This window comes from Microbacterium sp. EB106-03-03-XG65 (genome assembly GCF_058791955.1).
The window spans coordinates 161,276-187,257 of record NZ_JBYTEB010000001.1 but is presented as its reverse complement, the minus strand read 5'-3'; the positions used below and the strand labels follow the sequence as shown (position 1 = coordinate 187,257).

Genomic DNA, 25,982 nt, shown 5'->3' with positions numbered 1-25,982 from the left:
CCCGCGGGCGGGAGCGTCAGGCGCTCAGGATGACCGTCTCTGCGATCGGGCGACGCACGCGGGGTGCGGTCTCGCCCTGCTGCAGGCCCTCGGGAAGACCGGCGGCGTCGCCGAGCTCGCCGACGGCGATCACGGTGATGGCGGAGAAGCGCGGCGACAGGTCGGCGAACTCCCGCACGACCTCGGGGTCGAAACCGCTCATCTGGTGCACGAGCAGACCCTCGTGGTGGGCCTGCACCGAGAAGTGCGCCACGGCCTGGCCGAGGTCGTAGACCGCGTGGCTGATGGCCTTGCCGTCCTCCGACTCGGTCTCGGCGATCGCGACGATGAGGGCCGAGGCCTTCGATGCCCAGAGCTGGTTGAATTCGACCAGCGAGTCGACGACCTGGTCGAACAGTGCGGTGCCACGGCGCGCGACGATGAAGCGCCACGGCTGCAGGTTGTATGCCGAGGGCGACCAGCGCGCGGCCTCGAGGGCGGCGCTCAGCTTGGCGTCGTCGATCGTGTTCTCGGCGTCGTATGCGCGGGGGCTCCAGCGTCCGGCGAGGACGTCGAGGACGGGGTGCTCGGTGGGGGCGGTGCGGTCGACGACAGGAGTGCTCATGGAAGTGCCTTTCGAGAAGGAGAGGAATCGGACTCCTTCGTCCGGGCTACATCGAGTCTAAACAGGTGCATGCGGGCGCATATTCCCGGCATTTCAGCATGTATCCACATGACGACGAAATCCAGCCGGATGATTCCGTAGAGTTCACGGATGCGAACGACCGATGCAGTCCCAGGAGTCCCCGCCGCGCACCCGCACCTGCTGCCCGGCCTCCCCGCAGAGTACGTCGCCGCCGTGCTGGATCGCCTCCACGACCGTTGTCGACCCGACGCCGAGCAGCACGTGCTCGAGGCGCTCAAGCTCGTCGTGCTGACCGACCTGTGGGGTCTTCGGGTCGAGACATCCCGCGAGCTCGAGACGGCGCGCACCGCGCTGGCCGATTCTCCTCAGGCGTACGCCCGGCTGCGCGAGGCGATGTGTCGGAGCGGGTATCCACGCGACCGCGATGTGCAGAGCTCGATGCGAGACGCCGACCCCGAACCCATCCGATGCGTTGCCGCGTACGTCCGTGTCTTCGGACCGTTCACGTCGCGCACCGTGCGCCTGTGGCCCGACGCTCAGGCGGTCATGGCCGAGCTCCGCATCGGCGTGTCGGCTCTGAACGACCTCGCCGCCTCCTGGCGCGACTCGATCGGCGGGTCGAGTGGCGAAGCGTCGGCGTCGCCCTGGCGGGTGCTGGGTACGGTCTCGTACGTCGCTGAGCTGACGCGCGGCGCCGCACGCGAACCGCGAGCGGAGGGTCAGTCGGGGAGGATGCGGGTCGCTGCTCCCGAGAGCGCGAGGCGAACCGCGCGGATCGACGGCGCCGCCGCCGACACGCGCCTGGCCGCCGAGAAGATCTCTCGTCGCGGGGCTGCGGGGAGCGCGACGAGGTCGACCGAAGGGGTGTCGCCCGCCCAGACGAGCTCTGGCAGCAGGCCCACGGCCAACCCCGCATGGATCAGCCTCACGTGAGCGGTGAGGTCGGCCACCTCGAACCGCACATCGGGCTCGAATCCCGCCGTGCGGCACAGCTGCTCGGCCCAGGCGCGCGACGCCGTGCCTTCGGGCTCCAGCACCCACGGCTGATCACGGGTCGCCCACAGCGCCGCGGCCGCGTCGGTCGCGGGGGAGGGGGCGGGCGGTCGCGCCAGGGTGATCGCGTCGTGTGCGAGCACCACCCGATCGAGGTCGGCGTGGATCGGCCTGGTGTGTCCCGGGTACTGCTCGGCGAGGATCAGGTCGTAGTCACGGCTCGAGACGCCCACGAGTCCGGTCTCGGGGTCGCACTCCGTCACCTCGACGCGCAGTGCCGGATGCTCGTGCCGCAGCGCATCGAGCGCCTGGGGGAGCAGTGAGTGCGCGGCCGACTGGAACACGGCGACGTGCACCGTGCCCGTGACCTCGGTGAGGGACTCGGCCACCGCGACTTCGGCCTGTTCGAGCCGATCGAGGATGCCGATCGCCTCGTCGACGAGCACGGTGCCCTGCGGCGTGAGCTGCACTCCGCGCCCGACCCGTCGCAGCAATGGCACGCCCACTTCGCGCTCCAACGCGCTGAGCTGCTGCGACACCGACGCCTTGCTGTACGAGAGGGCATCGGCGACGGCCGACAGTGTGCCGCGGCGCGAGAGTTCGACCAGAAGTCGGAGTCGATTGACGTCGAGCATCCGCGCGCATCCGTTCACCGAGAAGGTTAAGTCAAACCGAACAGAAACCACCCAGATCGGTTGATAGACGTAGCCTACCGGTGCGCCTGAGAATGATCGAGCCGCACACGATTCCCGGGTGTGCGTTCCCCCGAAAAAAGGCCACCCGATGACCGTCGCCGCTGACACCACCCCCGACACCACGCCGCGCACCGAAGACGTCGCCGCTCTCGTGCAGCGCTGGCTCGCCGAGAGCGAGACCCACCCCGTCGAGCCCGCGGCCCAGCGCCTCGCCGAAGTGCTGAAGGACCCCCACGGCCTCGCGTTCACGGTCGGCTTCGTCGACGGCGTGATGCGACCCGAAGACCTCGGCGTCGCCGGTCGCAAGCTGGCCGAGATCTCCGAACTCACGCCCTCGCTCCTGCCGGGTTACCTGCGGGCGGCGATCAAGACGGGCGGTTTCTGGGCGCCGAAGCTCCCGGGAGTCGTGGTGCCGGTCGCGCGCCGCGCTCTGCGCGCCATGGTGGGCCACCTCGTGCTCGACGCCACCCCCTCGAAGCTCGGTCCCGCGATCGCCAAGCTGCGCAAGACCGGCAATCGACTCAACCTCAACCTGCTCGGCGAAGCCGTGCTCGGCGAGCGAGAAGCCGGTCACCGGCTCCAGGGCACGTACGACTTCCTGGCCCGCGCAGACGTCGACTACGTCTCGATCAAGGTCTCGAGCGTCGTCAGTCAGCTGTCGATGTGGTCGTTCGACGAAGCGGTCGCCGATGTCGTCGAGAAGCTGACTCCGCTCTACCGCCTCGCCGCGGCCTCGGAGGCCCAGGGCAAGACCAAGTTCATCAACCTCGACATGGAGGAGTACCGCGACCTCGACCTGACGATCGCGGCATTCACCAGCATCCTCGAGCAGCCCGGACTCGAGAACCTCGAGGCCGGAATCGTGCTGCAGGCCTACCTGCCCGACGCGCTCGCCGCGATGCAGCACCTGCAGGAATGGGCCTCGCGTCGTCGTGCCCAGGGCGGCGCGCCCATCAAGGTGCGTGTCGTCAAGGGCGCGAACCTGGCGATGGAAGAGGTCGACTCGAAGATCCACGACTGGCCGCTCGCCACGTACGGCACCAAGCAGGACTCCGACACCAACTACAAGCGCGTGCTCGACTGGTCGATGACGCCGGAACGACTGGATGCCGTGCGCATCGGCGTCGCGGGCCACAACCTCTTCGACATCGCGTACACGTGGCTGCTCGCGAAGGCCAGGAACGTGACGGATGCCGTCGAGTACGAGATGCTGCTCGGAATGGCGACCGGGCAGGCCGAGGCCGTGCGCAAGGACGTCGGCCAGCTGCTGCTCTACACACCGGTGGTCAACCCCGCCGAGTTCGACGTGGCGATCGCATACCTCGTGCGCCGCCTCGAAGAGAACGCGAGCCCCGAGAACTTCATGTCGGCCGTGTTCGAGCTCGCATCGAACCCGACCCTGCTGACCCGTGAGCGCGAGCGCTTCGAGCGTTCGCTGGCCGCACTCGAGGCCGACCGCTCGATGCCCTCGTCGCACCGCGTGCAGAACCGCGCCGCCGAGGCGGAGAAGGCAGTGCAGACCACAGCGGATGCCGCCACCACCGGGTTCCACAACCAGGCCGACAGCGACCCCGCGATCGCCGCGAACCGTGCCTGGGGCCGTGAGATCCTGGCCCGCTCGGTGGATTCGACGCTCGGGCTCGACTCGATCGCGCTCGCCAAGGTCGAGACGACCGACGAGCTCGACGGCATCTTCGCCGCCGCATCCGCCGCCGCGTCGGCCTGGGCCGCGCGCCCTGCTGCCGAGCGCGCCGCCGTGCTGCACCGCGCCGGCGACGAACTCGCCGCCCGCCGAGGCCAGCTCATCGAGATCATGGCTCACGAAGCGGGCAAGACCATCGCCGAGGCAGACCCCGAGGTCTCGGAGGCGATCGACTTCGCGCATTACTATGCCGAGCGCGCGCTCGACCTCGAGAACATCGTCGGCGCCGATTTCGTGCCGTCGAAGGTGACCGTGGTCACCCCGCCGTGGAACTTCCCTGTCGCGATCCCCGCCGGCGGCGTGCTCGCCGGCCTCGCCTCGGGCTCCGGTGTGATCATCAAGCCCGCCAAGCTCACGCAGCGCTGCGGCGCGGTCATGGTCGAGGCGCTGTGGGCCGCGGGCGTGCCGCGCGATCTGCTCGCACTCGTCGACCTCGCGAACCGCGACCTCGGCACGCGCCTCGTCGCCAGCCCCGAGGTCGACCGGGTGATCCTCACCGGCGCCTACGAGACAGCACAGCTGTTCCGCTCGTTCCGCTCCGACCTGCCGCTGCTCGCCGAGACGAGCGGCAAGAACGCGATCATCGTCACGCCGTCGGCCGACCTCGACCTCGCCGCAGCCGATGTGGCGCGCAGTGCGTTCGGCCACGCCGGGCAGAAGTGCTCGGCGGCCTCACTCGCGATCCTCGTGGGCTCGGTCGCCGACTCGCAGCGCTTCGAGCGTCAGCTGGTCGACGCCGTCACCTCGATGCGTGTCGGTCTGCCTGACGACCCGGCGACTCAGATGGGCCCGATCATCGAGCCGGCGAACGGCAAGCTGCTCACGGCGCTCACGACTCTCGAGCGGGGCGAGCGCTGGCTCGTCGAGCCCAAGAAGCTCGACGCCGAAGGACGCCAGTGGACTCCCGGCGTCAAGATCGGCGTCGCTCCCGGCTCGACCACGCACCTGACGGAGTTCTTCGGGCCGGTGCTCGGCATCATGCACGCGAAGGACCTCGACGAGGCGATCCGCCTGCAGAACGCTGTGGACTACGGCCTCACCGCCGGCATCCATTCGCTCGACTCCACCGAGGTCGCGACCTGGCTCGATCGCGTCGAAGCGGGGAACCTCTACGTCAACCGCGGCATCACCGGTGCCATCGTGCAGCGTCAGCCGTTCGGAGGCTGGAAGCGCTCGGCCGTCGGTGCCGGCGCCAAGGCCGGCGGCCCGAACTACCTGTTCGGGCTCGGGGAGTGGACCTCGGCGGAACTGCCTGCCGCCGCTGCGGGTGCGGCCCTCAGTGCGCCGGTCGAGGCGCTGCTGGCGGCTGCGGGTTCCGCGCTCGACGCGGTCGAGATCGAGTGGCTGCACCGCGCCGCTGCCGCCGACGAGCGTGCCTGGACCTCGGAGTTCGGCGCCGTGAGCGACAAGTCCGGCCTCGGCGTCGAGCGCAATGTCTTCCGCTACCGCCCGGTCGAGGCCGATGTGCGCATCGCCGAGAACACGCCGCTGGTCGACGGCATCCGTGTGATCGCCGCCGCCCTGCGCAGCGGCAGCCCGTTCACCGTCTCGGCGCCCGCACTGCCCTCGCGCGTCGAGAAGGCGCTGCGCGCGCACGGCGTCACCGTCTCGCACGCCAAGGACGCCGTCTGGGTCAAGGGCTACGCCAAGGCGGCGGCGAAGGCGGCACACAGCTGGAAGCGCCTGCGCCTCGTGGGCGGCGACCCCGCTGCCCTCTTCGAGGCACTCGGCGGAACGCCGGATGTCGCGGTGTGGTCGCACTCGGTCACGGGAGCCGGCCGCATCGAGATGCTGCCTTTCCTGCACGAGCAGGCCGTGTCGATCACCAACCACCGGTTCGGTAACCCGACGACGCTGTCCGACGGCCTGATCTGAGGCCCCTGGCGGCTCCCTCTGGGCCCTCCCTCTGGGGCCCCTCTGGGGCCGCTCAACCCGCACGGGCACAGCTTCGGAGTTCGGCTTCGACGCGCGGGGAAGACGACGGATGCCGCGGCGTGTCGGCCGCGGCATCCGAAGCTGTGCTCGTGGAACGGAGCGCTGACGGTCGGTCAGCCGCGCAGGGCGTCGCCGAGCTTGACCCTCGACCCCATGCGCAGCAGCGAGTTCTCGTAGATCTTCGCGGCGATGACGATCGCGGCGACGCAGCTCGCGAGCAGGATCACCAGGCTCAACAGCGGCTCCCACCACTGCGCCTCGCCCACGAACAGACGCATCGGCATGCCGACCGGGGCCGAGAACGGCACGTACGACATGATCGTCAGCACCAGCGGGTTGTCGTTGAAGAAGATGACCAGGATGTACGGCGCCATGATGAGCATGGTGATCGGCGTCGTGGTCGACCCGATGTCCTCCTGACGGGAGACCATCGAGGCGGCCGCCGCGAACATCGACGCGAGCAGGATGAACCCGAACAGGAAGAACACGGCGAACCAGATGATCGGGGCGCCGAGCGTCGACAGCACTTCACGTTGCCCCGTGGCTATCAGGCCTATCGTCGCGACCGCCGCCAGCGCGAGGATCTGACCCATCGCGAGGATCGTGTTACCGATGACCTTGCCGGCGAGCAGGGAGCGGGCCGAGATGCTCGACAGCAGGATCTCGACCACCCGGGTCTGCTTCTCCTCCACCACGCTCTGCGCGATCGTGCCGCCGAAGGTCGCCGCGGCACCCATGAACACCACGCCGAAGGCGATCGCGATGAAATAGCGCAGCAGCGGGTTGGTGGTCGCGGGTTCGAGGATCTCGATGTCCGGGGCCTGCGACAGGCCCGACACGAGGCTCGACGGGGCATCCTTCAGGGCGACGATCGTGACTCCCGTCGCGCCGTCACCGGGGAGCACCGCGGCATCGACCTTCTCCGAGCGCACGAGCTCCTCGGCCGCGGCCTGATCGGCGACCTCGGTGATCTCGACAGAGGGCAGGGCCGACACGACGGATGCCGTCTCAGGGGTCACGGCCACGGGCATGGTGTCGGTGTTCTTGCTCGCGAAACCGCCGATCACGATGCCGGCGAGTGCGATGAGCAGCAACACGCCGGTCGAGATGAGGAACGCCTTGCTGCGCAGCTTCGAGCCGATCTCGCGCTCGGCGACGAGCCAGATCATCGAGACCTGCGACGGCGAGCCGCTGTTCTTGGGAGTGCTCACTGGATGACCTCCTTGAAGATCTGGGCGAGGGACGGATGCTTCGGCGCGAAGCTCGCGACATCGCCGCGTTCCACCGCGGTGCGCAGCACACGCTGTGCGGTCTCGGCCCCGTCGGCGTCGAACAGGGCGTAGCCGCCCTCGAAGTCGATCACGGTGACTCCCGGCTCGGCACGCAGCCATCCCGCGTCTCCGGCCGAGACGAGTTCGTACCGGCTTCCGGCGTGCTGGGCGCGCAGACCGTCGCGGGATCCGGATGCGCGGATCGTGCCCGCCGCGAGGATCACGAGGTCGTCGCACAGCCGCTCGACCACGTCGAGCTGATGAGAGGAGAACAGAATCGATGCCCCCTTGGCCGCCGAGGCCTGCAGCACCGACGCGACGACGTCGACCGCGAGCGGGTCGAGACCCGAGAACGGCTCGTCGAGGATCAGCACCTCGGGGTCGTGCACGAGGGCTGCCGCGATCTGAGCACGCTGCTGGTTGCCGAGCGACAGCGATTCGATCGTGTCGTTCAGGCGCTCCTCGAGTCCGAGCTCGGTGAGCAGCGCAGTGGCTCGCGTCGTGGCATCCGGCTTGCTGAAGCCGTGCAGACGGGCGAGATACACGATCTGCTCGAGCACCTTCATCTTCGGGTACAGGCCGCGTTCCTCGGGCATGTAGCCGAAGTGGCGGCGGTCGGCGCTCGACAGCGCACGGCCGTCGAGTTCGACGGTGCCGCCGTCAGAGCTGAGCAGCCCGAGGACGATGCGCATGGTGGTGGTCTTGCCTGCGCCGTTGCCGCCGACGAACCCGGTGAGGCGCCCGGGCGCCACCTCGAATGAGACGTCGTCGAGCACACGCCGCGAGCCGTAGCTCTTGGTGATGCCGCTCAGAACGAGCTTTCCTGTGGTCATACCCTCACGCTATGGCGCGGTGCTCGGCCCCGGCATCCCCCCTGCGGCGGATCTGCCCTGTCGGCGTCGGACACCGCACGTCCCCCTCGCGACGGAGCGCAGGGAGTCGCCGTTCAGCCCGGGAGGTCGCTGCTCAGCCCAGGAAGAGGAAGGCGAAGATGCCGAGCGCGAACGGCGCGGTCGCGACGACGAACGCCACGGCGACGATGATGCCCACGACCAGCCAGGGGCTGCGGCGACGCAGGCGCCGTCCCGGCGGCGCGACGCCAGGGGGCGGGGTGAGCACGTCCAGCGGGGCGGCGAACGGCAGGGCGGGAGAGTTCGGAGGCGTCGCCGCCGCAGCACCCGGAGCCGCCGGAGCACCCGGAGCCGCCGGAGTCGCCGCGACACCGGGATGCTGCACCGCCGCCGGGGCCTGCAGCCGCAGCCGGTCGTCGCGCCACCGCGCCCACTGGTCGAGCTTGGTGAGCAGTGCGCCCACGGCGCCGAACAGCCATGCCCAGGTCGCGGGATCGAGGGTCGACACGTCACGTCGCGCATACAGGAAGAGCCAGTCGTCGACGATCTCGACATCGAGCTCCGCCGCATGATCGATGAAGCGCGCCATCACGTCGGGCGTGAACAGATAGAGGGCGTCGGCTTCGTATCCGGCCGGGCAGTACAGCGCGAAGTACTGGTCGAAGTCGCCCTCCAGCGACAGTCGCTGGTCGCGGGTGAACGCGGCCGCCAGTGTGCTGCCCAGCGTGTTGTTCCCCAGCGCATCGAGCACGATGTTCGGCAGCGGCACATCGAGCTTGACGGCGACGTATCCCCACCGGTGGGTCGTCGTCTGCTTGCCGTTGCTGGTCGTGTACTGGTAGTTGCCGAACTCGACGAACCGCGGCTCGACACCGCGCAGCACGTCGGTCGACATGCGGCTCGACCCGCTCGAGAAGATCATGCCGGGCAGAGGAGGGGCATCGATGCGCTCGAAGTAGCTCATCGCGTTGGCCCGGGCGAATCGCGAGAGGCGGAAGCGGGTCAGCGTGCGCAGGCGGATGCTGCGGCGCACGAGCATCACGACGCCGACGACGAGTCCGGCGAGCAGCACCAGTCCGAGGAGCGCGGCGACGGCGACCCCTGCCTCTTGGCCCACTGCATAGCCGAGTCCCAGGATCATGATCCCGATCACCGGGACCACGCAGAGCGCCGCGAACCCGACGGCGACCCACGCGATGATCCGTCCGGCCGACGTGGGGTTGGCGGCGCGCTGCGCGCGGGCGAAGGCGTCGACCTCGGCCGGATTCACGGGGTCGAGCAGCGCGCGGGCATCGAAGAATCCGGGCGCGGTTCCGGGCGACGGCGCCGAAGCGGGTGAGGGAACTGTCACGCGTCCACGGTAGCCGAGCGCGTGCTCGTCAGCGACGGGCGAGTGACGTGTCAGCGCCGCCCGGCGTGCAGCACCGTGCGCACGAGCAGCCCCGCCACGAGCGCCCAGAACGCCGCGCTCACGCCGAGCAGCGAGATGCCGGATGCGGCCACGAGGAACGTCACGACCGCGGGGATGCGCTCACCCGGATCGTCGATGGCCTGCTGCACCGACGACCCGAAGGCGGCGAACAGCGCGAGACCGGCGACGGCGGGAATCACGGCTTCGGGGGCGAGGAGCACGAGCGCCGCGAACCCGGCCGAGAAGCCCCCGAGCACGAGGTAGGAGACACCGGTCGAGACTCCCGCGAGCCACCGTCTCTTCGGATCGGGGTCTGCATCGGGCGATGCTGCGAGAGCGGCGCTGATGGCGGCGAGGTTGATCGCGTGGCCTCCCGCAGTCGCCCCGAGCGCCGTGCCGACGCCCGTCACGAGCATGGCCGGACGCCAGGGAACCTCGTAGCCGAAGCTGCGCATGATCGCGATCCCCGGCACGTTCTGCGACGCCATCGTGACGATGAAGAGCGGCAGCGCGATGCCGATGAGCGCGCCGACGGTGAACGTGGGGGCGGTGAATTCGGCGCGGGGAAGCAGCAGGCCGGCATCCACCGGCGCGCCCGCCTGCGCCAGCGAGACGGCGACGACGATCGCGGCGGCGACGAACGCCAGCGGCACGGCCCAGCGCGGGGCGAACCGCGCGAAGATCAGCCAGGTCAGCACGACGGGCACCACGCCCCAGGGGTTCGTGACGAGTCCGCTGATGGGCGCGAGGCACAGAGGCAGCAGCACCCCGGCGAGCATCGCCTGCGCGATCGACGGAGGGATGCGCGCGATCAGCCCGCCGAGTGCCGGCCAGACGGCCGTGAGCAGGATCAGTGCCGCCGCGACGAGGAACGCGCCGACCGCGGCCGACCACCCGCCGTCGACGATGCCGGTCGCGGCGAGCAGGGCCGCGCCGGGCGTCGACCAGGCGACGGTGATCGGCATCCGATACCGCCAGGCCAGCACGATGCAGGCGAGCCCCATCGTGAGGCTGAGGGCCAGCAGTCCGCTTGCCGCCTGCGCGGGCGAGGCGCCGACGGCGGTGAGGCCGGTGAGCACCACGGCGAACGAGCTCGTGAACCCGACGAGCGCCGTGACGATCCCGGCCACGATCGGACGGGATACGGGAGCGACGGGGGCGGGAGCGACGGGGGCGGGAGCGGGCACCCTCCGAGGGTAGCCGTGACCCGAGCAGTCCGAGCTAGGCCATTCCCCGGCGGTGGGCCAGCACCACGGCCTGCACGCGGTCGCGCGCGCCGAGCTTCTGCAGGATGCGTGAGACATGCGTCTTCACGGTGGCCTCGCCGATGAACAGGGCGCTGGCGATCTCGGCGTTGCTGCGGGCATCCGCGAGCAGAGCCAGCACCTCTGCCTCGCGCTCGGTGAGAGGGTCGGCCAGCACGACAGGGGCTGCGGCGGGCGTCGGAGCCTGAGGCGGTTCCGATGAAGCCGGTGACGCGGATGCCGTCGCGAACCTCGCGAGCACGCGACGCGTCACCTCGGGCGCCAGCATCCCGTCGCCCGCGGCGAGAGCCCGCACGGCGGCCAGCAGGTCTTCGGGCCCGGCGTTCTTCAGCAGGAAGCCGCTGGCTCCGGCATCCAGCGCCTGATACAGGTAGTCGTCTCGGTCGAAGGTCGTGATGATCGCGATCGCAGCCGAGATCTCGGGGTCGGCGACGATGCGCCGGGTGGCCTCGATGCCGTCCATGTCGGGCATCTGCACGTCCATCGTGATCACGTCGGGACGCAGCTCGGTGGCCCTGGCGACGGCCTCGGCACCCGTGGCGGCCTCACCGACGACCGTGATGTCGGCCTGCGTGTCGAGGATCGTGCGGAAACCTGCACGGAGCATCGCGTGGTCGTCGACGAGCAGCACGCGGATCGGAGCAGACGTGTCGGTCATCGCGTGGCGCTGCTCTCATCCAGGCTCCGAGAGCCGTCGACCGGTCGTGGGGCAGAACCGTCGAGCGGCACCCGCGCTCGCACACGCAGCCCGCCCGACGATCGAGGCGTCACCTCGAGGGTTCCGCCGGAGGCCGCTGCCCGCTCGCGCATCCCGAGCTGGCCGAGACCCGGCCGCAGCGCCGCCACCGAGCGTCCGCTGTTCACGACCTCGACCTCGACGCCCGTGTCGTCGTAGCGCACCCGCACATCGGCCATCGCGCCGACGCCCCCATGCCGACGCGCGTTCGTCAGCGACTCCTGTGCGATGCGGTAGAGATTGACGGCGACGACCGACGGAACCGGCAGCGGCTCACCGATCACGGCGTAGTCGGTGGGCAGCCCGGCTTCGGTCGACGCCGTCGCGAGGTCGGCGATGTCGTCGAGGGTCACGGTCGATGAGGCATCCGTCGTCTCGCCGCCCGGCGTGCGGAGCGTCTCGAGCAGCTGTCGCAGTTCGTGGATCGCGTCGCGCGCCGAGCCTTCGATGCCGGTCAGGATCTCCTTCGCCTTCTCGGAATCCTGATCGATCACGAGTCGCGCGGCGCCCGCCTGCACGCCCATGACCGACACATGATGGGCGACGACGTCGTGCAGCTCTCGTGCGATGCGCACGCGGTCGAGCGCGACGGCCTGAGCGGCCGTGACCTCGCGCTGCTGCTCGAGCTCGGCTGTGCGCTGCTCGAGCACCGAGCGCTCCTGCGCCGCATGCCACGAACGCTCGCCGAAGTAGTACGCCCCGGCGAAGTACAGCACGTTCAGCAGCAGCTGAATGAGCATGAATGCCAGGTAGGGCGAGAGGAGGCCCGCGGCGACCTCGGCCTTCTCGGCCTCGGCGATCGCCTCGTGATACATCGTGACCAGGAGCCAGATGAACATGCCGACGATGATCGCGACTCGGACGATCATCGCCGCGCGACGGTCGTTCATCCACGCGCCGACCGTATACAGCGACACGAACATCGCGATGTTGCCGACGTAGATCTCGGGCACCTGGAACGTGATGGCGACGAAGTACGCCCCGCACACGATGATCGCGACGGCGGCGGGCCAGCGTCGACGCCATCCGAGCGGCGCCGTGACTGCGAGGGCGTAGACGAGCGCCGTCCATTCGGGTGCCCTGGTGTCGCCGTACATGTCGGCGACCGTCGACAGCGCTGCGCTGAGAACGGCGCCGACGAACATGACCGCGGCCATCACCAGGTCGCCCCGCTGCTCGCGGGCGGTGGGCGTGCGGATGAACGGCGCGGCGGGCATCCCTCCACCGTACGGGGGCTCGGATGCGGCGGCATCCCCCGCGCGGCGGACTCTCGCCCGCGCCCTGCAAGAATCGAGCGTGACCTCGACGTCTCCTGCGACTGCCGCGCCTCGCCTCGCCCCCCTGTATCTCGCAGGCTTCACCACGGCATTCGGCGCCCACGGCATCGCCGCGGCGCTCGGCGCAGAGACCGACGACATCGGATGGACGCTGTTCGCGTTCGGACTGACTCTCGCTCTGTACGACCTCGCCGAGGTGCTGCTCAAACCGTTGTTCGGCGCGTTGAGCGACCGCATCGGCGTGCGTCCCGTGATCATCGGAGGGCTTCTCGCGTTCTCCGTGTTCTCGGTGGTGGGGGCCATCGTGCCGGGGATGCTCGGACTCGTGCTCGGACGCTTCGGCCAGGGCGCCGCCGCCTCTGCGTTCTCGCCGTCATCGTCTGCGGCAGTGGCGAGGCTCACCGACGATGCGAGCCGCGGCCGATACTTCGGTCGCTACGGATCGTGGAAGAGCCTCGGCTATGCCCTCGGTCCGCTGATCGGAGCCGTCCTCGTCGTGTGGGGCGGGATGCCGGCGCTGTTCTGGGCACTCGCCGTGCTGGGACTCGTCGCGGCGGGCTGGGTGGCCGTCGCCGTGCCGAAGGTTCCGGTGCTGCCCCGCAAACGGGTCACGCTCGTCGACCTCGGCCGCGAGCTCACGGAACGCGGATTCCTGGTGCCGACGCTCGTGCTCGCCGCCACCACCGGCGCGCTGGCCGTGGCCGTCGGCTTCCTCCCGCTGCTCGGGCGTCAGGCCGGACTCGACACGGTGTGGAGCATGGCGATCGTCACCGTGCTCGCGATCGCGTCGAGCGTGGCGCAGCCGTTCGTCGGCGCCGCGCACGATCGCGGGCGAGTGTCGGTGCGCACAGCCGCCGTGGGTGGGCTCGCGCTCATCGCCGTGGGCATCGCGCTCGCCGCGGTCACCGATCACCCGCTGGCACTGGTCGCCACGGCGCTGCTGGTGGGAGTCGGCGTCGGAACCGCGACCCCGGTGGCGTTCTCGTATCTCGCGGCGTCCACCCCTCCCGAGCGGATGGGTCGCACCATGGGCAGCGCCGAACTCGGACGAGAGCTGGGCGATGCCGGTGGACCGCTGGTCGCGGGAGCGGTGGCGACCGCATCCGTCCCCGGCATCGGACTCGGAGTCGTCGCGGCTCTGACTGCCGGCGCCGGCGCGCTCGCCCTCGTGGGGCTCCGGCGCGGAGACCCCTCTTGACGCGATACTTGCATTTTGCAAGTATCAGCACATGAGCCTCTTCATCACATGCCCCGTCGAGAGCGTCGACCGGGCCACCGCGTTCTGTACCGCGCTCGGCTGGACCCTCAACGCCGAGATGTCGGACCACAATGTGTCATGCTTCGCGATCGCGCCCGAGCAGTACGTCATGCTCGGGAGCCGTGAGATGTATGCGAGCGTCGGCGGCACAGAAGACCTGATCGGTGGCCCCGACACCCCCTCGAAGGTCACGGTGTCGTTCGACCTCGACAGTCGCGAGGCCGTCGATGCTCTCGTCGAACGCGCGGCAGCCGCGGGCGGCAGGATCGGCGACACCGACGACTACCCCTTCATGTATCAGCGCCAGTTCGACGACCCCGACGGATACCACTACTCGCCCTTCTGGATGAAGCCGGATTCCGACGCCACCTCGTGAGCGACCTCGCCGCCGCTCTCGACGTCGTCGGTGCTCGCTGGGCCCTTCTCATCGTCGAGCGGCTCCTCGAGGGGCCTCGACGATACGGCGACCTGCAGCGCGAGCTCGGTGCGCCGACGAACATCCTCGCGACGCGTCTGCGCGAGCTCGAGGCGGCCGGGGTGCTGCGTCGACTGCCGCTGCGGCACAACACGCGCGCCTACGAGCTCACCGACCGCGGTCTCGCGCTGAGCGACGCGATCGGGGCGCTCGCGCGCTGGGGAGGGGACATTCCGCACTCGTGACGGGTCGGACGACTGACCTCACCTCGGGCGCGAACCAGCTGTCGGATCGAAGCTGAACCTCAGCCTGCTCCGCCGATACCGAGCATCCGCTCGATCACTCGCGCCACGCCGTCGTCGTCGTTCGATGTCGTCGTCTCGTCTGCCGCATCCTGCACGACGTCATCTGCACCGGCCATCGCGACGCCGTGGCCCGCCCACCGCAACATCTCGACGTCGTTGAGGGCGTCGCCGAAGGCCACGACCTCAGCGCGGTCGATGCCGAGGTGCGTGCACAGGCGCGCAAGGCCCGAGGCTTTCGTCACGCCCTCGGCCATGACCTCGACGAAGGGGGCGCCTGACAGTGTCGCCTCGAAACCGGTGAGCCCGAGATCGCGCAGCACATCGAAGAGCGTCACGGGAGCGAGCTCGGGATGCCGGATCACGAACTTCAGGCTCGGAGCGTCGACCACCTGGTCGAGCGTCACGCCGCCCATGGTCTTGGGATCGCGCTTGTGGTCGGAGAGATCGGCGATCTCGGCATACCCGTGCTGGGCGACGAACGTCTCACCGCCCTCGCGCACGCTCGCGAACAGCAGGCCGGGGATGCTCGCCTCGAGCGCCGCGGCGAGGGAGCGGATCGTCTCTGCGGGCAGCTCTTCGGCGAACAGCATCCGCCCTTCAGTGAGATGCGTCGCATAGGCTCCGTTGCTGCACAACGCCCACTCGTCGAACCCGGCGCCGCCGGCGATCGCTCGCAGCCCGATCGGTTGGCGAGCGGTGACCGGGACGACATGGATGCCGCGGGAGCGCGCCGCGTCGAGGGCCGCGCGGGTGCGCGCAGACACGTCGGATGCCGATGTCAGCAGGGTGCCGTCGAGATCCGTCGCGATCAGGCGGAGCGTCACAGTCTCAGGAGAAGATCATCGGCAGATCGTCGTCGTCTTCGGCGCCGCCGCCGAGGTCGAACTCGGCAACGACCGGCACGTGATCGCTGGGCTGCTCGCCCTTGCGCTCGTCGCGGTGGATGGAGGCACCGGTGACGGCATCCGCCAGCGTCTTCGAGCCGAGGATGAAGTCGATGCGGATGCCCTCGTTGCGCGGGAACTTCAGACGCTGATAGTCCCAGTAGGTGAAGCCCTCGGGCAGCAGCGGGCGCACCACGTCGGTGAGGCCCGCGTCGGCGAACGCGAAGAACGCCTGACGCTCCTGCGGGGAGACGTGTGTCGAGACGCCCTCGACGATGTCGGGGTCGCCGTTGTCCGTATCGAACGGGATGATGTTGAAGTCGCCGACCAGAGCGAGAGGCAGGTCGGGGTTGGCGGCGAGCTCTGCCGCCGTCGCCTTCTTCAGCTCCTCGAGCCAGTGCAGCTTGTAGGCGTAGTGCGGGTCGTCGAGCGAGCGGCCGTTGGGCACATACAGGCTCCACACGCGCACTCCCTCGACGAGCACACCCAGGGCGCGGGCTTCGAGCGGAGCATCCGGCCCCTCGTGTCCCTTGGCGAAGCCCGGCATGCCGTCGAACGCGGTGCGGACATCGGTGATCGGCAGGCGGCTCGCGATCGCGACGCCGTTCCACTGATTCAGGCCGTGGACCTCGACGTGGTAGCCGGCCTCTTCGAACGGCCCGTAGGGGAACTGCTCCGGTTTGCACTTGATCTCCTGCATCGCCAGCACGTCGATGTCTTCCCTGACGGCGAACTCGACGGTGCGGGTGACACGGGTGCGGATGGAGTTGACGTTCCAGGTGGCCAAGCGCATGCGTCAAGCCTAGGCCTTGCCTCCTACACTGGATGCCGTGACCGCACTCGACGCAGACCGCCAGACCCTTCTCGACCTGATCAAGGACGAGGCGGTGTTCCACGGAGACTTCACGCTCTCGAGCGGCAAGAAGGCGACGTACTACGTCGACATGCGCAAGCTCACCCTCGACCACCGCGCGGCACCGGCGATCGGTCGCATCATGCTCGACCTCATCGGCGACCTCGACGTCGTGGCGGTCGGCGGCCTGACCCTCGGCGCCGACCCCATCGCGAACGCGGTGCTGCACGCCTCGGTCGCCGCCGACAAGCCGCTCGACGCGTTCGTCGTGCGCAAGGAGCCGAAGGACCACGGCCGCGGTCGCCAGATCGAGGGTGCAGACGTCGCCGGCAAGCGCGTCGTCGTGCTCGAAGACACCTCGACCACCGGGCAGTCCGCGCTCAAGGCCGTCGAGGCGCTGCGCAAGGAAGGGGCCGAGATCGTCGCCGTCGCCGTGATCGTCGACCGCAAGACGGGCGCCCAGGCCGCGATCGAAGCCGAGGGCCTCGAATGGCGTGCGGCGTTCGACCTCGACGACCTCGGACTCGACCCCCAGTGACCCGCTACGCGCTGGCCGTCGACGTCGGCGGCACGAAGATGGAGGCCGCGCTCGTGGACGAGCACGGTGTGCTCGTCGGCGGCAGCCGCTCGCGACAGGCGACCGGGCGCCAGGCGACGATCGAGTCGCTGAACGACGCGGTGATCTCGATCGTGACCCACGCTTTGGCCGCTGTGCCGGCGGATGCCGACCTCGTGGGCGCCGGTGCCGGAAGCGCCGGACCCATCGACCGTGCCGCCGGAGCGATCATGCCGGTGAACATGCCGCTCGCGCGGGGCTTCGGTCTTGCGGAGTCGGTGCGCTCGGCGGCATCCGCTGCGCTCGGCCGCGAGGTTCCGACCGTCCTCGGCCATGACGGTGGCGCGCTCGCCCTCGCGGAATCCTGGCTCGGCGCCACGCAGGATGCCGGTGCCGCGCTCTCGATCGTCGTCTCGACCGGCGTCGGCGGAGGGTTCGTCGTCAACGGCGCGTACATTCCCGGAGCCACCGGCAATGCCGGGCATCTCGGACAGGTGCGTCGCGAAGGCGGGCTCACCCTCGAGGAGATCGCCTCGGGGCCCGCGAGCGCCGCCTGGGCTCAGCAACAGGGCTGGACCGGAGCCACCGGCGAGGACCTGGCTCGGGATGCCGTCGCGGGCGACGCCGTCGCCCGCGCGGCCATCGAGCGGTCGGCGAAGGCGGTCGGAGAAGCGCTCGCGGATGCCGCGACCCTCGTCGACCTCGACATGGTCGCGATCGGCGGCGGGTTCTCTCGCGTGTCCGCCGACTACATCGACCTCGTGCAGCAGGCGCTCACGGCCAGTGCCGCGCACGAGTACTCGCGGCGTACCCGGGTCGTGCGCTCGGGACTCGGCGACGAGGGGCCGCTCATCGGCGCCGCGGCGCTCGTCCTGCGCTGACGCGGGCGCGGTCCCCCACTCTGTCGAGGTCGGCCCCGATAAAGGGTCGCCACTTCCGTTCGCCTCCCTAACAAAAGCGGCCTACGCTCGTAGCAGGCGATGGCTCAGCGACGGCTCAGCGATGGAAGGAACACGCATGCGCGTACTCGGACTGCTCTCGGGCACCTCACATGACGGCATCGACGTCACGGTCGTGGACTTCGAAGAGAGCGACGGAGAGCTGCGCGGCAGCGTGCTGCATGAAGACAGCGTCCCGTACGACACCGAGCTGCGGGCGCGACTCGTCGCCGCGCTGCCGCCGGGGTCGACGACCTTTGCGGAGGTCTGCGAGCTCGACACGCTGATCGGGCAGGCCTTCGCCGAGGTCGCCGCCGCCGCATCCGATGCCGTCGGGGGAGTGGATGCCGTGTGCTCCCACGGTCAGACCGTCTTCCACTGGGTCGACGAGGGCCGCGCGCTCGGCACTCTGCAGATCGGTCAGCCCGCGTGGATCGCGGAGCGAGTGGGCGCACCGGTGGTGTCTGACGTGCGGATCCGGGACATCGCCGCCGGCGGACATGGCGCACCGCTCGTGTCGTTCCTCGACGAGCTGCTGCTGCGCGGCCGGTCGGGCGTCTCGGCGGCGGTCAACCTCGGCGGCATCGCGAACATCACCGTCGTGGGCGTCGACGGTCTTTCGGCCTACGACATCGGCCCGGCGAACGCGCTGATCGATGCGGTCGTGGTGGCCGAGGGTCTGAATGATCGCGGCTACGACGCGGATGCCGCGATCGCCCGCACGGGCACCGTCGATGAGACGCTGCTGGCCGCGCTCCTCGCCGATCCGTACTACGCGCTTCCCGCCCCGAAGAGCACGGGCAAGGAGCATTTCCACCTCGACTACGTCCACGCGCACATCGATCGGATGCGTCCCGGCATCGCGGCGGCAGACCTGGTGCGCACGCTCACCGAGCTCACGGTGCGCACCGTCGCGCACGACGTGCGCTCGGCCGGCATCCGGTTCCTGGCCGTCTCCGGCGGCGGATGCCACAACCCACTGATCATGCAGGGGCTTCGTGATGCGCTCCCCGACGTCGAGGTCGTGCTCGCCGACGAACTCGGCGCCCCGGTCGACAGCAAAGAGGCCATCCTGTTCGCGCTGATCGGCTGGTGCACGATGCATGGCGTCGCCGCCGTGACGCCGGGAGGCACCGGAGCGCGGGAGGCGCGAATCCTCGGCACGATCACCCCGGGCGCGGGTGCGCTGCGGATGCCGGAGCCCGTGGATCGGGTGCGCAGCCTGACGCTCCGCTGATCGAGAACGGTCGCTCAGCGCCTGCGGTCGTCGTCGTCCCAGGGGCCTTCCCACCAGCCGGCGCGGCCATCGCCTTCGCTGCCGCCGCCTCCACGCCGGGAGCGCCAGAACTGCACCACGAACACGGTCAGCGTGCTGAGCAGGATCAGGAACACGACCAGGAACAGCACGTCCGATTGATTCACGGTCGCTTCCCCTCTGCGGCATCCGCCACGATCTTGGTGATCCGCGCGGATCGCGTCTCGGCACGCTTCGCCATGGCGATGTGCGTGAGGCCGAACTTCTTGACCGACTTCGGGAAGGCATCCCAGTGGGCGCGCGCGGCGGGCACGGCATCCAGCGCCTCGGTCAGTTCGGGCGGCTCGATGCCGGCTTCGGGGCCGTCGAGCAGGGTCCAGGATCCGTCTGCGTGGGCGGCCTCGAGCACGCGGATGCCGGCCGGCGCAAGGTGTCCGGCGGCTTCGAGCTCGACCAGTCGGGCCTTGTTCGTCGCCGCCCACCCGCTGCCGCGACGCCGCGGCGAGAACCACTGCCCGACGGTCTGGTCGTCGAAGGTGCGCACCGGGCCGTCGATCCAGCCGAAGCAGAGCGCCTGACGTACGGCGTCTTCATAGCCGACACCACCCGCGCCGTTTCCTCGCACGCTCAGCAGCCAGACGCCGGACGGGCGCTCGTGGTGCTCCTCGAGCCAGGCGCGCCAGGCCGCGGCGTCCGCCGCCCTGATCCGTTCGCCCTCGTCGAGTGCGCCCATGTCAGTCCTCGTCGAGCGTCGGGATCGATTCGGTGACGGTCGGCAGGAGGTCGGCGACCGAGTCGACGATCTCGTCGGGGCGGAACGGGTACTTCTGCACCTCTGCCTCGTCGCTGATACCCGTCATCACGAGCACGGTGTGCAGGCCCGCCTCGATGCCCGCGATGATGTCGGTGTCCATCCGGTCGCCGATCATCCCGGTCTTCTTCGAGTGCGCGCCGATCTTGTTGAGCGCCGAGCGGAACATCATCGGGTTCGGCTTGCCGACGACATACGGCTCCTTGCCCGTCGCCTTGGTGATCAGGGCCGCGATCGCGCCGGTGGCCGGCAGCACGCCGTCGGCCGAAGGACCCGTGGCATCGGGGTTCGTGACGATGAAGCGGGCGCCCTTGTTGATGTGGCGGATCGCCTTGGTGATGGCCTCGAACGAGTAGTTGCGGGTCTCGCCCACGACCACGAAGTCGGGGTTCGTCTCGGTCATGATGAAGCCCGCCTCGTGCAGGGCGGTCAGGATGCCCGCCTCACCGATCACGAAGGCGGATCCCCCCGGCAGCTGCTGTCGCAGGAAGTCGGCCGTGGCGAGGGCCGAGGTCCAGATGCGCTCTTCGGGCACGACCAGGCCGCTCGCGCGCAGGCGGGCCGAGAGGTCGCGGGCCGTGAAGATCGAGTTGTTCGTCAGGACCAGGTAGGGGATCTCGTTCTGCTCCCATCCGGCGAGCAGCTCGGATGCCCCGGGGATGGCGGTGTTCTCATGCACGAGCACGCCGTCCATGTCGGTCAGCCAGCATTCGATGTCGTCGCGGTGTCCCATGTGCTCAGCCTATTGGCCCGCGGTTACGGGCAGGTGTCAGGTTCTGACGAACCTTTCGGGCGCTGAGCCAGACCTCTCAGGCGCTGAGCCAGACCACGTCGGCCGCACCCGCAGGGAGCTCCGTCTCGCCGCCGCCGATCTCGATGCCGGATGCGGTGGTCGTGACCGTCGCCGCGACGACGACTCCCGCGGCTTCGAGGGCGCGCAGCAGCTCGGGGTCGCGGTCATCGACGCGCAGCACGCGTCCGACGTGGCCTGTGGGCGCGTCGGCGAGGAGCACGAAGGGCTCGCGTTCGACGACCCCCGCGGCATCCGGGATGGCGTCGCCGTGCGGGTCGAACCGGGGCCGGCCGAGTCGCGCGTCGATGCCCTCGAGCAGGCGATCGCTGATGGTGTGCTCGAGCACTTCGGCCTCGTCGTGCACCTCGTGCCAGCCGTAGTCGAACTCCTGCACCAGCCAGGTCTCGATCAGCCGGTGGCGGCGCACCATGGCCAGCGCGCGCTGCGTGCCGGCATCCGTCAGTCGCACCGCGCCGTAGGGCACGTGCGAGACGAGCCCGGCGGCGGCGAGCTTCTTGACCATCTCGGTCACCGACGACGGCGCGATGCCGAGCTTCGCGGCGAGCACCGATGGTGTGATCGGCGCGTCCTGCCACTCGGTGTGCGCGTAGACCGTCTTCAGGTAGTCGTCTGCTGCCGGGGATGCCACTGGTCCAGCCTAGATCAGGGGAATGGGCGTGTTCAGGGGGGGCCGCGGTGATCAGGGGTTCGCCACGTCGACCAGGATGCCGAAGGCGACCTGACCCGCGAAGAACACGATGAGGAAGCCGAGGAGGGCGGCGAACAGCGAGATCCGCCCGTCGAACCCCTCGATCTCGGCGATGCCGATCTTGCGGGCGCGGAAGGCCAGCACCAGCGTCACGATGCCCAGTGCGAGCTGCACCCACGGGCCGCCGAACGGCAGCACGGTGGGGAAGGCGACGAGGAGGCCGCCGATCACGCCCGTCGCGATGGCGGTCCACGTGAGGATGCGGACGGTGCGGCGTGCGGGTTCGGCAGACATGACTCGAGCCTAATCGCCGGTAGAGCGCGTGAATCGTCTCAATCGGCCGGAATTCCTTGACGTTCCGCGGCGGGCGGGGTAGCTTCGACCGGGCACGGGAAAACGCTATCCGAGCGAGCTTCGCGCTCAGAGAAGGATTTCGACGATGAACATCCGACACCATCCGTTCCGCGCCGTCGTGGCGGTGGCCGCAGCCGGCTGCCTCCTGATGAGTGGCGCGCAGAGTGCGGGGGCGGTGTCAGTCGCAGCCCCTGCGGCCGGGCGCCACGACCCTGCATCCCAGAGGCCACAACTCGAGTCGCTCGACCGCGGGCTCGTCGCCGTCTCGACGGCCCAGGGCATCTTCCTCAGCTGGCGACTGCTCGCGACCGAGACGACCGGCTCCACCGCGACGGGCCTCGCCGGCCCCGACTTCGCCGTCTACCGCGACGGCACCAAGATCGCCACGGTCACCGACAGCACGAACTACGCGGATGCCGTCGGCTCGGCGACCTCGGAGTACTCGGTCGTCCCCGTCGTGAACGGCGTCGAGCTGACGGCATCCGCCTCGGCATATGTCACCGCATGGGCAGACGGCCACCATGACCTGCCTCTGCAGAAGCCCGCCGACGGGGTGACGCCGAAGGGCGAGGCCTACACCTACTCGGCGAACGACGTCTCGGTCGGCGATGTCGACGGCGACGGACAGTACGAGTACGTCGTGAAGTGGGACCCGTCGAACTCGAAGGACGTCTCCCAGCGCGGTTACACCGGCCCCGTCTACCTCGACACATATGAGCTCGACGGCACACTGCTGAACCGCCTCGACCTCGGCGTGAACATCCGCGCCGGAGCGCACTACACGCAGTTCCTCGTCTACGACTTCGACGGCGACGGCCGATCGGAGACCATGCTGAAGACCGCTCCGGGAACGAAGTCCGTGCAGTACGCGGCTGACGGCACTGTGGCGAGCGAGTCGTACATCACCCTCCCCAAGGATGACCGCAAGGCCGGGTACTCGAACGACGACGACTACCGTCTGAGCGCCGCGGACTACGAGCAGCACCTCGTCGAGATGTTCCTCGGCTGGAGCGATCGCGAAGAGGTCGTCTCGGGGCAGTGGCCCGCCACCCTCGAAGAGGCGTGGGGGATGCCGGTGACGCACGAGTACCCGCTCTCACCCGAGGCCGCGCAGGAGCTCGCCACCACGTTCATCGACGTCTACGCCCCGAGCCGCAGCGCTCGAAACCTGCTGCGCGAGTTCGAGGGCTTCATCGTCGACGGACCCGAATACCTCACGGTCTTCGACAGCGCGACCGGAGCGGAACTGCAGACGATCCCGTATCCGACTGCGCGTGGCGACGACGGCCTGCTGTGGGGCGACTACGCGATGTCGCGCATCGAGCCGGCCAACCGCGTCGACCGGTTCCTCGCCGGGGTCGGATACCTCGACGGGCAGCATCCGTCCGCCGTCTTCGCCCGTGGTTACTACACGCGCACGACCGTCACGGCATTCGACTGGGACGGCAAGCGTCTGAAAGAGGTGTGGGATGTCGACAGCGGTCATGTGCCCCTGTCTAACCCGTTCAACGACTCGCCGCACGGTCGCGACGGCGCCGACCCCGAGTTCGGCACGATCACGACCCAGGGCGATCACTCGCTGAGCTTCGCCGACGTGGATGCCGACGGGAAGCAGGAGCTCGTCTACGGCTCGGCGACGATCGACGACGACGGCAGCCTGCTGTACAGCTCGTTCGACGTTCTCCCCGAGGGCAGTGCCGATCCTGGGGCGACCGTGCGCCTGGGTCACGGCGACGCCATGCACGTGACCGACATCGATCCGAGCCGCCCCGGCCTGGAGATCTGGACGGCCCATGAAGGCGCGACCGGTGCACCGTACGGGTCGGTGATGCGTGATGCCGCGACGGGGGAGTCGCTGTTCGGGGCGTACTCGGGCCGCGATACGGGTCGCGCGATGATCGGCGACGTTCGTCCCGACGTACCCGGCATCGAGGTGTGGTCCAGCATGCCCGGCGGCACCGAAGGCAGTGGACTGTTGAGCGCGACGGGCGAGGTGCTGCAGGCGGAGACTCCGGGCACCAACATGTCGATCCGGTGGGCGGGTGACATGACGACTCAGCTCGTGAACGGCAGCGGCGATCAGACGCCGACCATCGACGACTGGACGCGCGGGACGCTGCTCGCCGCCACCGGAACACTCACGAACAACGGCACCAAGGGCAATCCGTCGCTCGTCGCTGATGTGCTGGGCGACTGGCGCGAGGAGCTGCTGGTGCGCACCGCGGACTCGAGCGCGCTGCGGTTCTTCACGACGACCGAGCCGACCGCGCACAAGCTCACGACCCTCATGCACGACGTGCAGTACCGGGCCGAGACCGCGCGCCAGCAGACCACCTACAACCAGCCGGCGTACACCTCGTTCTACCTGGCGAGCGACATCGACTGGGTGAATGTGCCGGTGCTCACGGTGCCGACCGCTCCGAAGGCTCCGAAATTCACCGACAAGCCGGGCACCTCGCGCGACGAGGTGAAGGTGCCGAACGTGAAGGGCATCAGCTACTACGTCAACGGCGAGAAGGTCGAGGCACGCAACGGCAAGGTGAAGGTCACGGGAGAGGTGACCGTCGTCGCCGTTCCCGAGCCCGGCTGGCGCATCGCCGACGGCGCGACCGTGCAGTGGACGGAGACCCTCCGCTCGCGCTGACCGCGGCGGTGACAGGACGCCGCCCCGAGCCGACTCTTCCCGTGCCGGCTCGGGGCGGTTCGGCGCGCGTGGGGGCCGCTGGTGAGCGGGGCCGCGACCCGGTCAGGCGCCCGTCAGCACCAGCCAGAGCAGAGCGCCGTTGAGGGCGATGAGCAGCACGGATGCCACGATGCCCGCGGCCGTCGTCCAGGTGCGATTGGCCCAGACGCCGAGAGTGCGCCTCTGTGCCGTGAGGGCGACGAGGGGGAGCAGCGCGAACGGGATGCCGAACGACAGCACGACCTGGCTGAGTACCAGCGCCAGCGTCGGATCGAAGCCGATGCCGAGGATCACGAGCGCGGGGATCAGGGTCACGAGCCGCCGCGCGAGCAGCGGGATGCGCACCCGCAGGAGCCCGTGCATGATCTCCGCTCCCGCGTACGCGCCGACGGATGTCGAGGCGAGACCGGAGGCCAGCAGGCCCACCGCGAAGAAGGTCGCGACGACAGGACCGAGTCCCGCCGCGAGCGCGGCATGGGCGCCTTCGAGCGAATCGGTCCCCTCGACGCCGGCCAGGTTGGCGGCAGCGAGCAGCAGGATGCCGAGGTTGACGGTGCCCGCGATCAGCATGGCGATCGACACGTCCCAGCGGGTCGCCGTGAGCAGGCGGCGGATGCGCGAGGCGTCCGTTCGAGCAGTCTCGGTCGGCCCGTGCGCCGCGGCGGCTCCGAAACGGTCGCGCGTGAGTGAGGAGTGCGCGTAGATCGCGTGCGGCATGATCGTCGCGCCGAGGATGGAGGCGGCGAGGAGCACCGATCCGGTGCCCTCGAAACGGGGCACCAGGCCGCCGACGACGCTCGCGGCATCCGGCGGGGCTATGAAGAGCCCGGCGACGAAGCCGACCGCGATGATCACCATCAGGCCGATGATCACGAACTCGAAGGGTCGCGCGCCGCGGCGGCTCTGCACGGCGAGCAGGACCATCGACACGGCCCCGGTGATGATCCCTCCGAGCAGTAGCGGGATGTCGAACAGCAGATACAGCGCCACGGCGCCGCCGATGACCTCAGCGAGGTCGGTCGCCATCGCGATCAGCTCGGCCTGGAGCCAATACGCCCGACGGGCCCAGGGCTTGGTGAGGCGCGCTCCGAGCACCTCGGGGAGGCTCTGCCCCGTGACGACGCCGAGCTTGGCCGACAGGTACTGGATCAGCCAGGCCATCACGTTGCCCACCACCACGACCCATACGAGCAGATATCCGTACTGCGCGCCGGCGGTCATGTTGCTCGCGACGTTGCCCGGATCGAGGTAGGCGACACCCGCGACCAGTGCAGGTCCGAGGAGCCAGATGTTGCGTGGCGCGGTCGTGCGAGCAGAGGGGGCGCTCACCCCGAGCGCGGCATTTTTAGGCATGCCGAAATCGTAGCGGATCTTTCGGTGCACCTAAATCCCCCCGCGTCGATGCGC

The 25,982-nt window shown here is 69.6% G+C and carries 24 protein-coding genes; 8 read left to right on the top strand and 16 right to left on the bottom strand.

Annotated features, from left to right (window positions below; genetic code table 11):
* Nucleotides 1-16: 16 nt before the first annotated feature.
* Both AC3WS6_RS00850 and AC3WS6_RS00845 read right to left on the bottom strand, forming a co-directional pair.
* Complete coding sequence (locus AC3WS6_RS00850; RefSeq protein ID WP_492499194.1) at nt 17-604, bottom strand: nitroreductase family protein; 588 nt, start codon at nt 602-604, stop codon at nt 17-19.
* 740 nt (nt 605-1,344) lie between these two features.
* Nucleotides 1,345-2,253 (bottom strand): LysR family transcriptional regulator, encoded by a 909-nt coding sequence (locus tag AC3WS6_RS00845; protein WP_492499193.1) that lies wholly within the window; start codon nt 2,251-2,253, stop codon nt 1,345-1,347.
* A 148-nt stretch (nt 2,254-2,401) separates the two neighbouring features.
* Between AC3WS6_RS00845 and AC3WS6_RS00840 the strand changes: the two genes are divergently transcribed.
* Complete coding sequence (locus tag AC3WS6_RS00840; protein ID WP_492499192.1) at nt 2,402-5,890, top strand: bifunctional proline dehydrogenase/L-glutamate gamma-semialdehyde dehydrogenase; 3,489 nt, start codon at nt 2,402-2,404, stop codon at nt 5,888-5,890.
* 173 nt (nt 5,891-6,063) lie between these two features.
* Here the strand turns inward: AC3WS6_RS00840 and AC3WS6_RS00835 are convergent, their stop codons facing one another.
* From AC3WS6_RS00835 to AC3WS6_RS00810, 6 genes are all read right to left on the bottom strand, one after another.
* On the bottom strand, nt 6,064-7,119 hold the full coding sequence (locus AC3WS6_RS00835) for an ABC transporter permease (RefSeq protein WP_492501430.1): 1,056 nt from the start codon (nt 7,117-7,119) through the stop codon (nt 6,064-6,066).
* A gap of 38 nt (nt 7,120-7,157) precedes the next feature.
* On the bottom strand, nt 7,158-8,054 hold the full coding sequence (locus AC3WS6_RS00830) for an ABC transporter ATP-binding protein (RefSeq protein ID WP_492499191.1): 897 nt from the start codon (nt 8,052-8,054) through the stop codon (nt 7,158-7,160).
* A gap of 133 nt (nt 8,055-8,187) precedes the next feature.
* Nucleotides 8,188-9,423: a hypothetical protein gene (locus AC3WS6_RS00825; RefSeq protein WP_492499190.1), complete on the bottom strand. Its 1,236-nt coding sequence runs from the start codon at nt 9,421-9,423 to the stop codon at nt 8,188-8,190.
* Nucleotides 9,424-9,473: 50 nt separating this feature from the next.
* Entirely contained in the window at nt 9,474-10,670 is a 1,197-nt protein-coding gene (locus tag AC3WS6_RS00820; protein ID WP_492499189.1) for a benzoate/H(+) symporter BenE family transporter, read from the bottom strand.
* Between the two features lie 34 nt (nt 10,671-10,704).
* Nucleotides 10,705-11,406, bottom strand: a complete 702-nt coding sequence (locus tag AC3WS6_RS00815) for a response regulator (RefSeq protein ID WP_492499188.1) — start codon at nt 11,404-11,406, stop codon at nt 10,705-10,707.
* Nucleotides 11,403-12,701, bottom strand: coding sequence for a sensor histidine kinase (locus tag AC3WS6_RS00810; RefSeq protein ID WP_492499187.1), 1,299 nt, complete (start codon nt 12,699-12,701; stop codon nt 11,403-11,405). The genes AC3WS6_RS00815 and AC3WS6_RS00810 overlap by 4 nt, the downstream gene beginning before the upstream one ends.
* A 79-nt stretch (nt 12,702-12,780) precedes the next feature.
* Between AC3WS6_RS00810 and AC3WS6_RS00805 the strand changes: the two genes are divergently transcribed.
* Genes AC3WS6_RS00805 through AC3WS6_RS00795 form a run of 3 tightly spaced genes read left to right on the top strand, consistent with a single transcriptional unit; the run spans nt 12,781 to nt 14,679 of the window.
* Nucleotides 12,781-13,959: an MFS transporter gene (locus AC3WS6_RS00805; RefSeq protein WP_492499186.1), complete on the top strand. Its 1,179-nt coding sequence runs from the start codon at nt 12,781-12,783 to the stop codon at nt 13,957-13,959.
* 31 nt (nt 13,960-13,990) lie between these two features.
* The gene (locus AC3WS6_RS00800) at nt 13,991-14,395 is read left to right on the top strand and encodes a VOC family protein (protein ID WP_492499185.1); all 405 of its coding nucleotides are present in this window, start codon (nt 13,991-13,993) and stop codon (nt 14,393-14,395) included.
* Nucleotides 14,392-14,679: a winged helix-turn-helix transcriptional regulator gene (locus AC3WS6_RS00795; protein ID WP_492499184.1), complete on the top strand. Its 288-nt coding sequence runs from the start codon at nt 14,392-14,394 to the stop codon at nt 14,677-14,679. Before AC3WS6_RS00800 ends, AC3WS6_RS00795 begins: the two co-directional genes overlap by 4 nt.
* A gap of 59 nt (nt 14,680-14,738) precedes the next feature.
* Here AC3WS6_RS00795 and AC3WS6_RS00790 read toward each other — a convergent pair whose 3' ends face one another.
* On the bottom strand, nt 14,739-15,563 hold the full coding sequence (locus tag AC3WS6_RS00790) for a Cof-type HAD-IIB family hydrolase (protein ID WP_492499183.1): 825 nt from the start codon (nt 15,561-15,563) through the stop codon (nt 14,739-14,741).
* A 4-nt stretch (nt 15,564-15,567) separates the two neighbouring features.
* A complete protein-coding gene (locus AC3WS6_RS00785; RefSeq protein WP_492499182.1) occupies nt 15,568-16,416 on the bottom strand; it encodes an exodeoxyribonuclease III in 849 nt (282 codons plus the stop codon).
* A gap of 37 nt (nt 16,417-16,453) precedes the next feature.
* Here AC3WS6_RS00785 and pyrE point away from each other — a divergent pair, with 37 nt between their 5' ends.
* The 3 genes from pyrE to AC3WS6_RS00770 all read left to right on the top strand — a co-directional run bounded on the left by pyrE (nt 16,454) and on the right by AC3WS6_RS00770 (nt 19,207).
* Nucleotides 16,454-17,014 carry an orotate phosphoribosyltransferase gene (gene pyrE / locus AC3WS6_RS00780; protein WP_072592022.1) on the top strand — a complete coding sequence of 187 codons (561 nt, stop codon included), beginning with the start codon at nt 16,454-16,456 and terminating at the stop codon, nt 17,012-17,014.
* Nucleotides 17,011-17,913, top strand: a complete 903-nt coding sequence (locus AC3WS6_RS00775) for an ROK family protein (protein ID WP_492499181.1) — start codon at nt 17,011-17,013, stop codon at nt 17,911-17,913. Before pyrE ends, AC3WS6_RS00775 begins: the two co-directional genes overlap by 4 nt.
* A 136-nt stretch (nt 17,914-18,049) precedes the next feature.
* Nucleotides 18,050-19,207, top strand: a complete 1,158-nt coding sequence (locus AC3WS6_RS00770; protein WP_492499180.1) for an anhydro-N-acetylmuramic acid kinase — start codon at nt 18,050-18,052, stop codon at nt 19,205-19,207.
* 14 nt (nt 19,208-19,221) lie between these two features.
* On the opposite strand, the gene AC3WS6_RS00765 is transcribed toward AC3WS6_RS00770, so the two are convergent.
* From AC3WS6_RS00765 to AC3WS6_RS00745, 5 genes are all read right to left on the bottom strand, one after another.
* Nucleotides 19,222-19,392: a hypothetical protein gene (locus AC3WS6_RS00765; RefSeq protein WP_492499179.1), complete on the bottom strand. Its 171-nt coding sequence runs from the start codon at nt 19,390-19,392 to the stop codon at nt 19,222-19,224.
* Nucleotides 19,389-19,958: a YdeI/OmpD-associated family protein gene (locus AC3WS6_RS00760; RefSeq protein ID WP_492499178.1), complete on the bottom strand. Its 570-nt coding sequence runs from the start codon at nt 19,956-19,958 to the stop codon at nt 19,389-19,391. The genes AC3WS6_RS00765 and AC3WS6_RS00760 overlap by 4 nt, the downstream gene beginning before the upstream one ends.
* A gap of 1 nt (nt 19,959) precedes the next feature.
* On the bottom strand, nt 19,960-20,769 hold the full coding sequence (locus tag AC3WS6_RS00755) for an HAD-IIA family hydrolase (RefSeq protein WP_492499177.1): 810 nt from the start codon (nt 20,767-20,769) through the stop codon (nt 19,960-19,962).
* Nucleotides 20,770-20,845: 76 nt separating this feature from the next.
* Nucleotides 20,846-21,478 carry a metal-dependent transcriptional regulator gene (locus tag AC3WS6_RS00750; protein ID WP_492499176.1) on the bottom strand — a complete coding sequence of 211 codons (633 nt, stop codon included), beginning with the start codon at nt 21,476-21,478 and terminating at the stop codon, nt 20,846-20,848.
* A gap of 51 nt (nt 21,479-21,529) precedes the next feature.
* Nucleotides 21,530-21,832 carry a hypothetical protein gene (locus AC3WS6_RS00745; RefSeq protein WP_492499175.1) on the bottom strand — a complete coding sequence of 101 codons (303 nt, stop codon included), beginning with the start codon at nt 21,830-21,832 and terminating at the stop codon, nt 21,530-21,532.
* Between the two features lie 145 nt (nt 21,833-21,977).
* Between AC3WS6_RS00745 and AC3WS6_RS00740 the strand changes: the two genes are divergently transcribed.
* Nucleotides 21,978-24,536 (top strand): rhamnogalacturonan lyase, encoded by a 2,559-nt coding sequence (locus AC3WS6_RS00740; RefSeq protein ID WP_492499174.1) that lies wholly within the window; start codon nt 21,978-21,980, stop codon nt 24,534-24,536.
* 102 nt (nt 24,537-24,638) lie between these two features.
* Here AC3WS6_RS00740 and AC3WS6_RS00735 read toward each other — a convergent pair whose 3' ends face one another.
* Nucleotides 24,639-25,928: an Nramp family divalent metal transporter gene (locus tag AC3WS6_RS00735; protein ID WP_492499173.1), complete on the bottom strand. Its 1,290-nt coding sequence runs from the start codon at nt 25,926-25,928 to the stop codon at nt 24,639-24,641.
* Between the last annotated feature and the right edge of the window lie 54 nt (nt 25,929-25,982).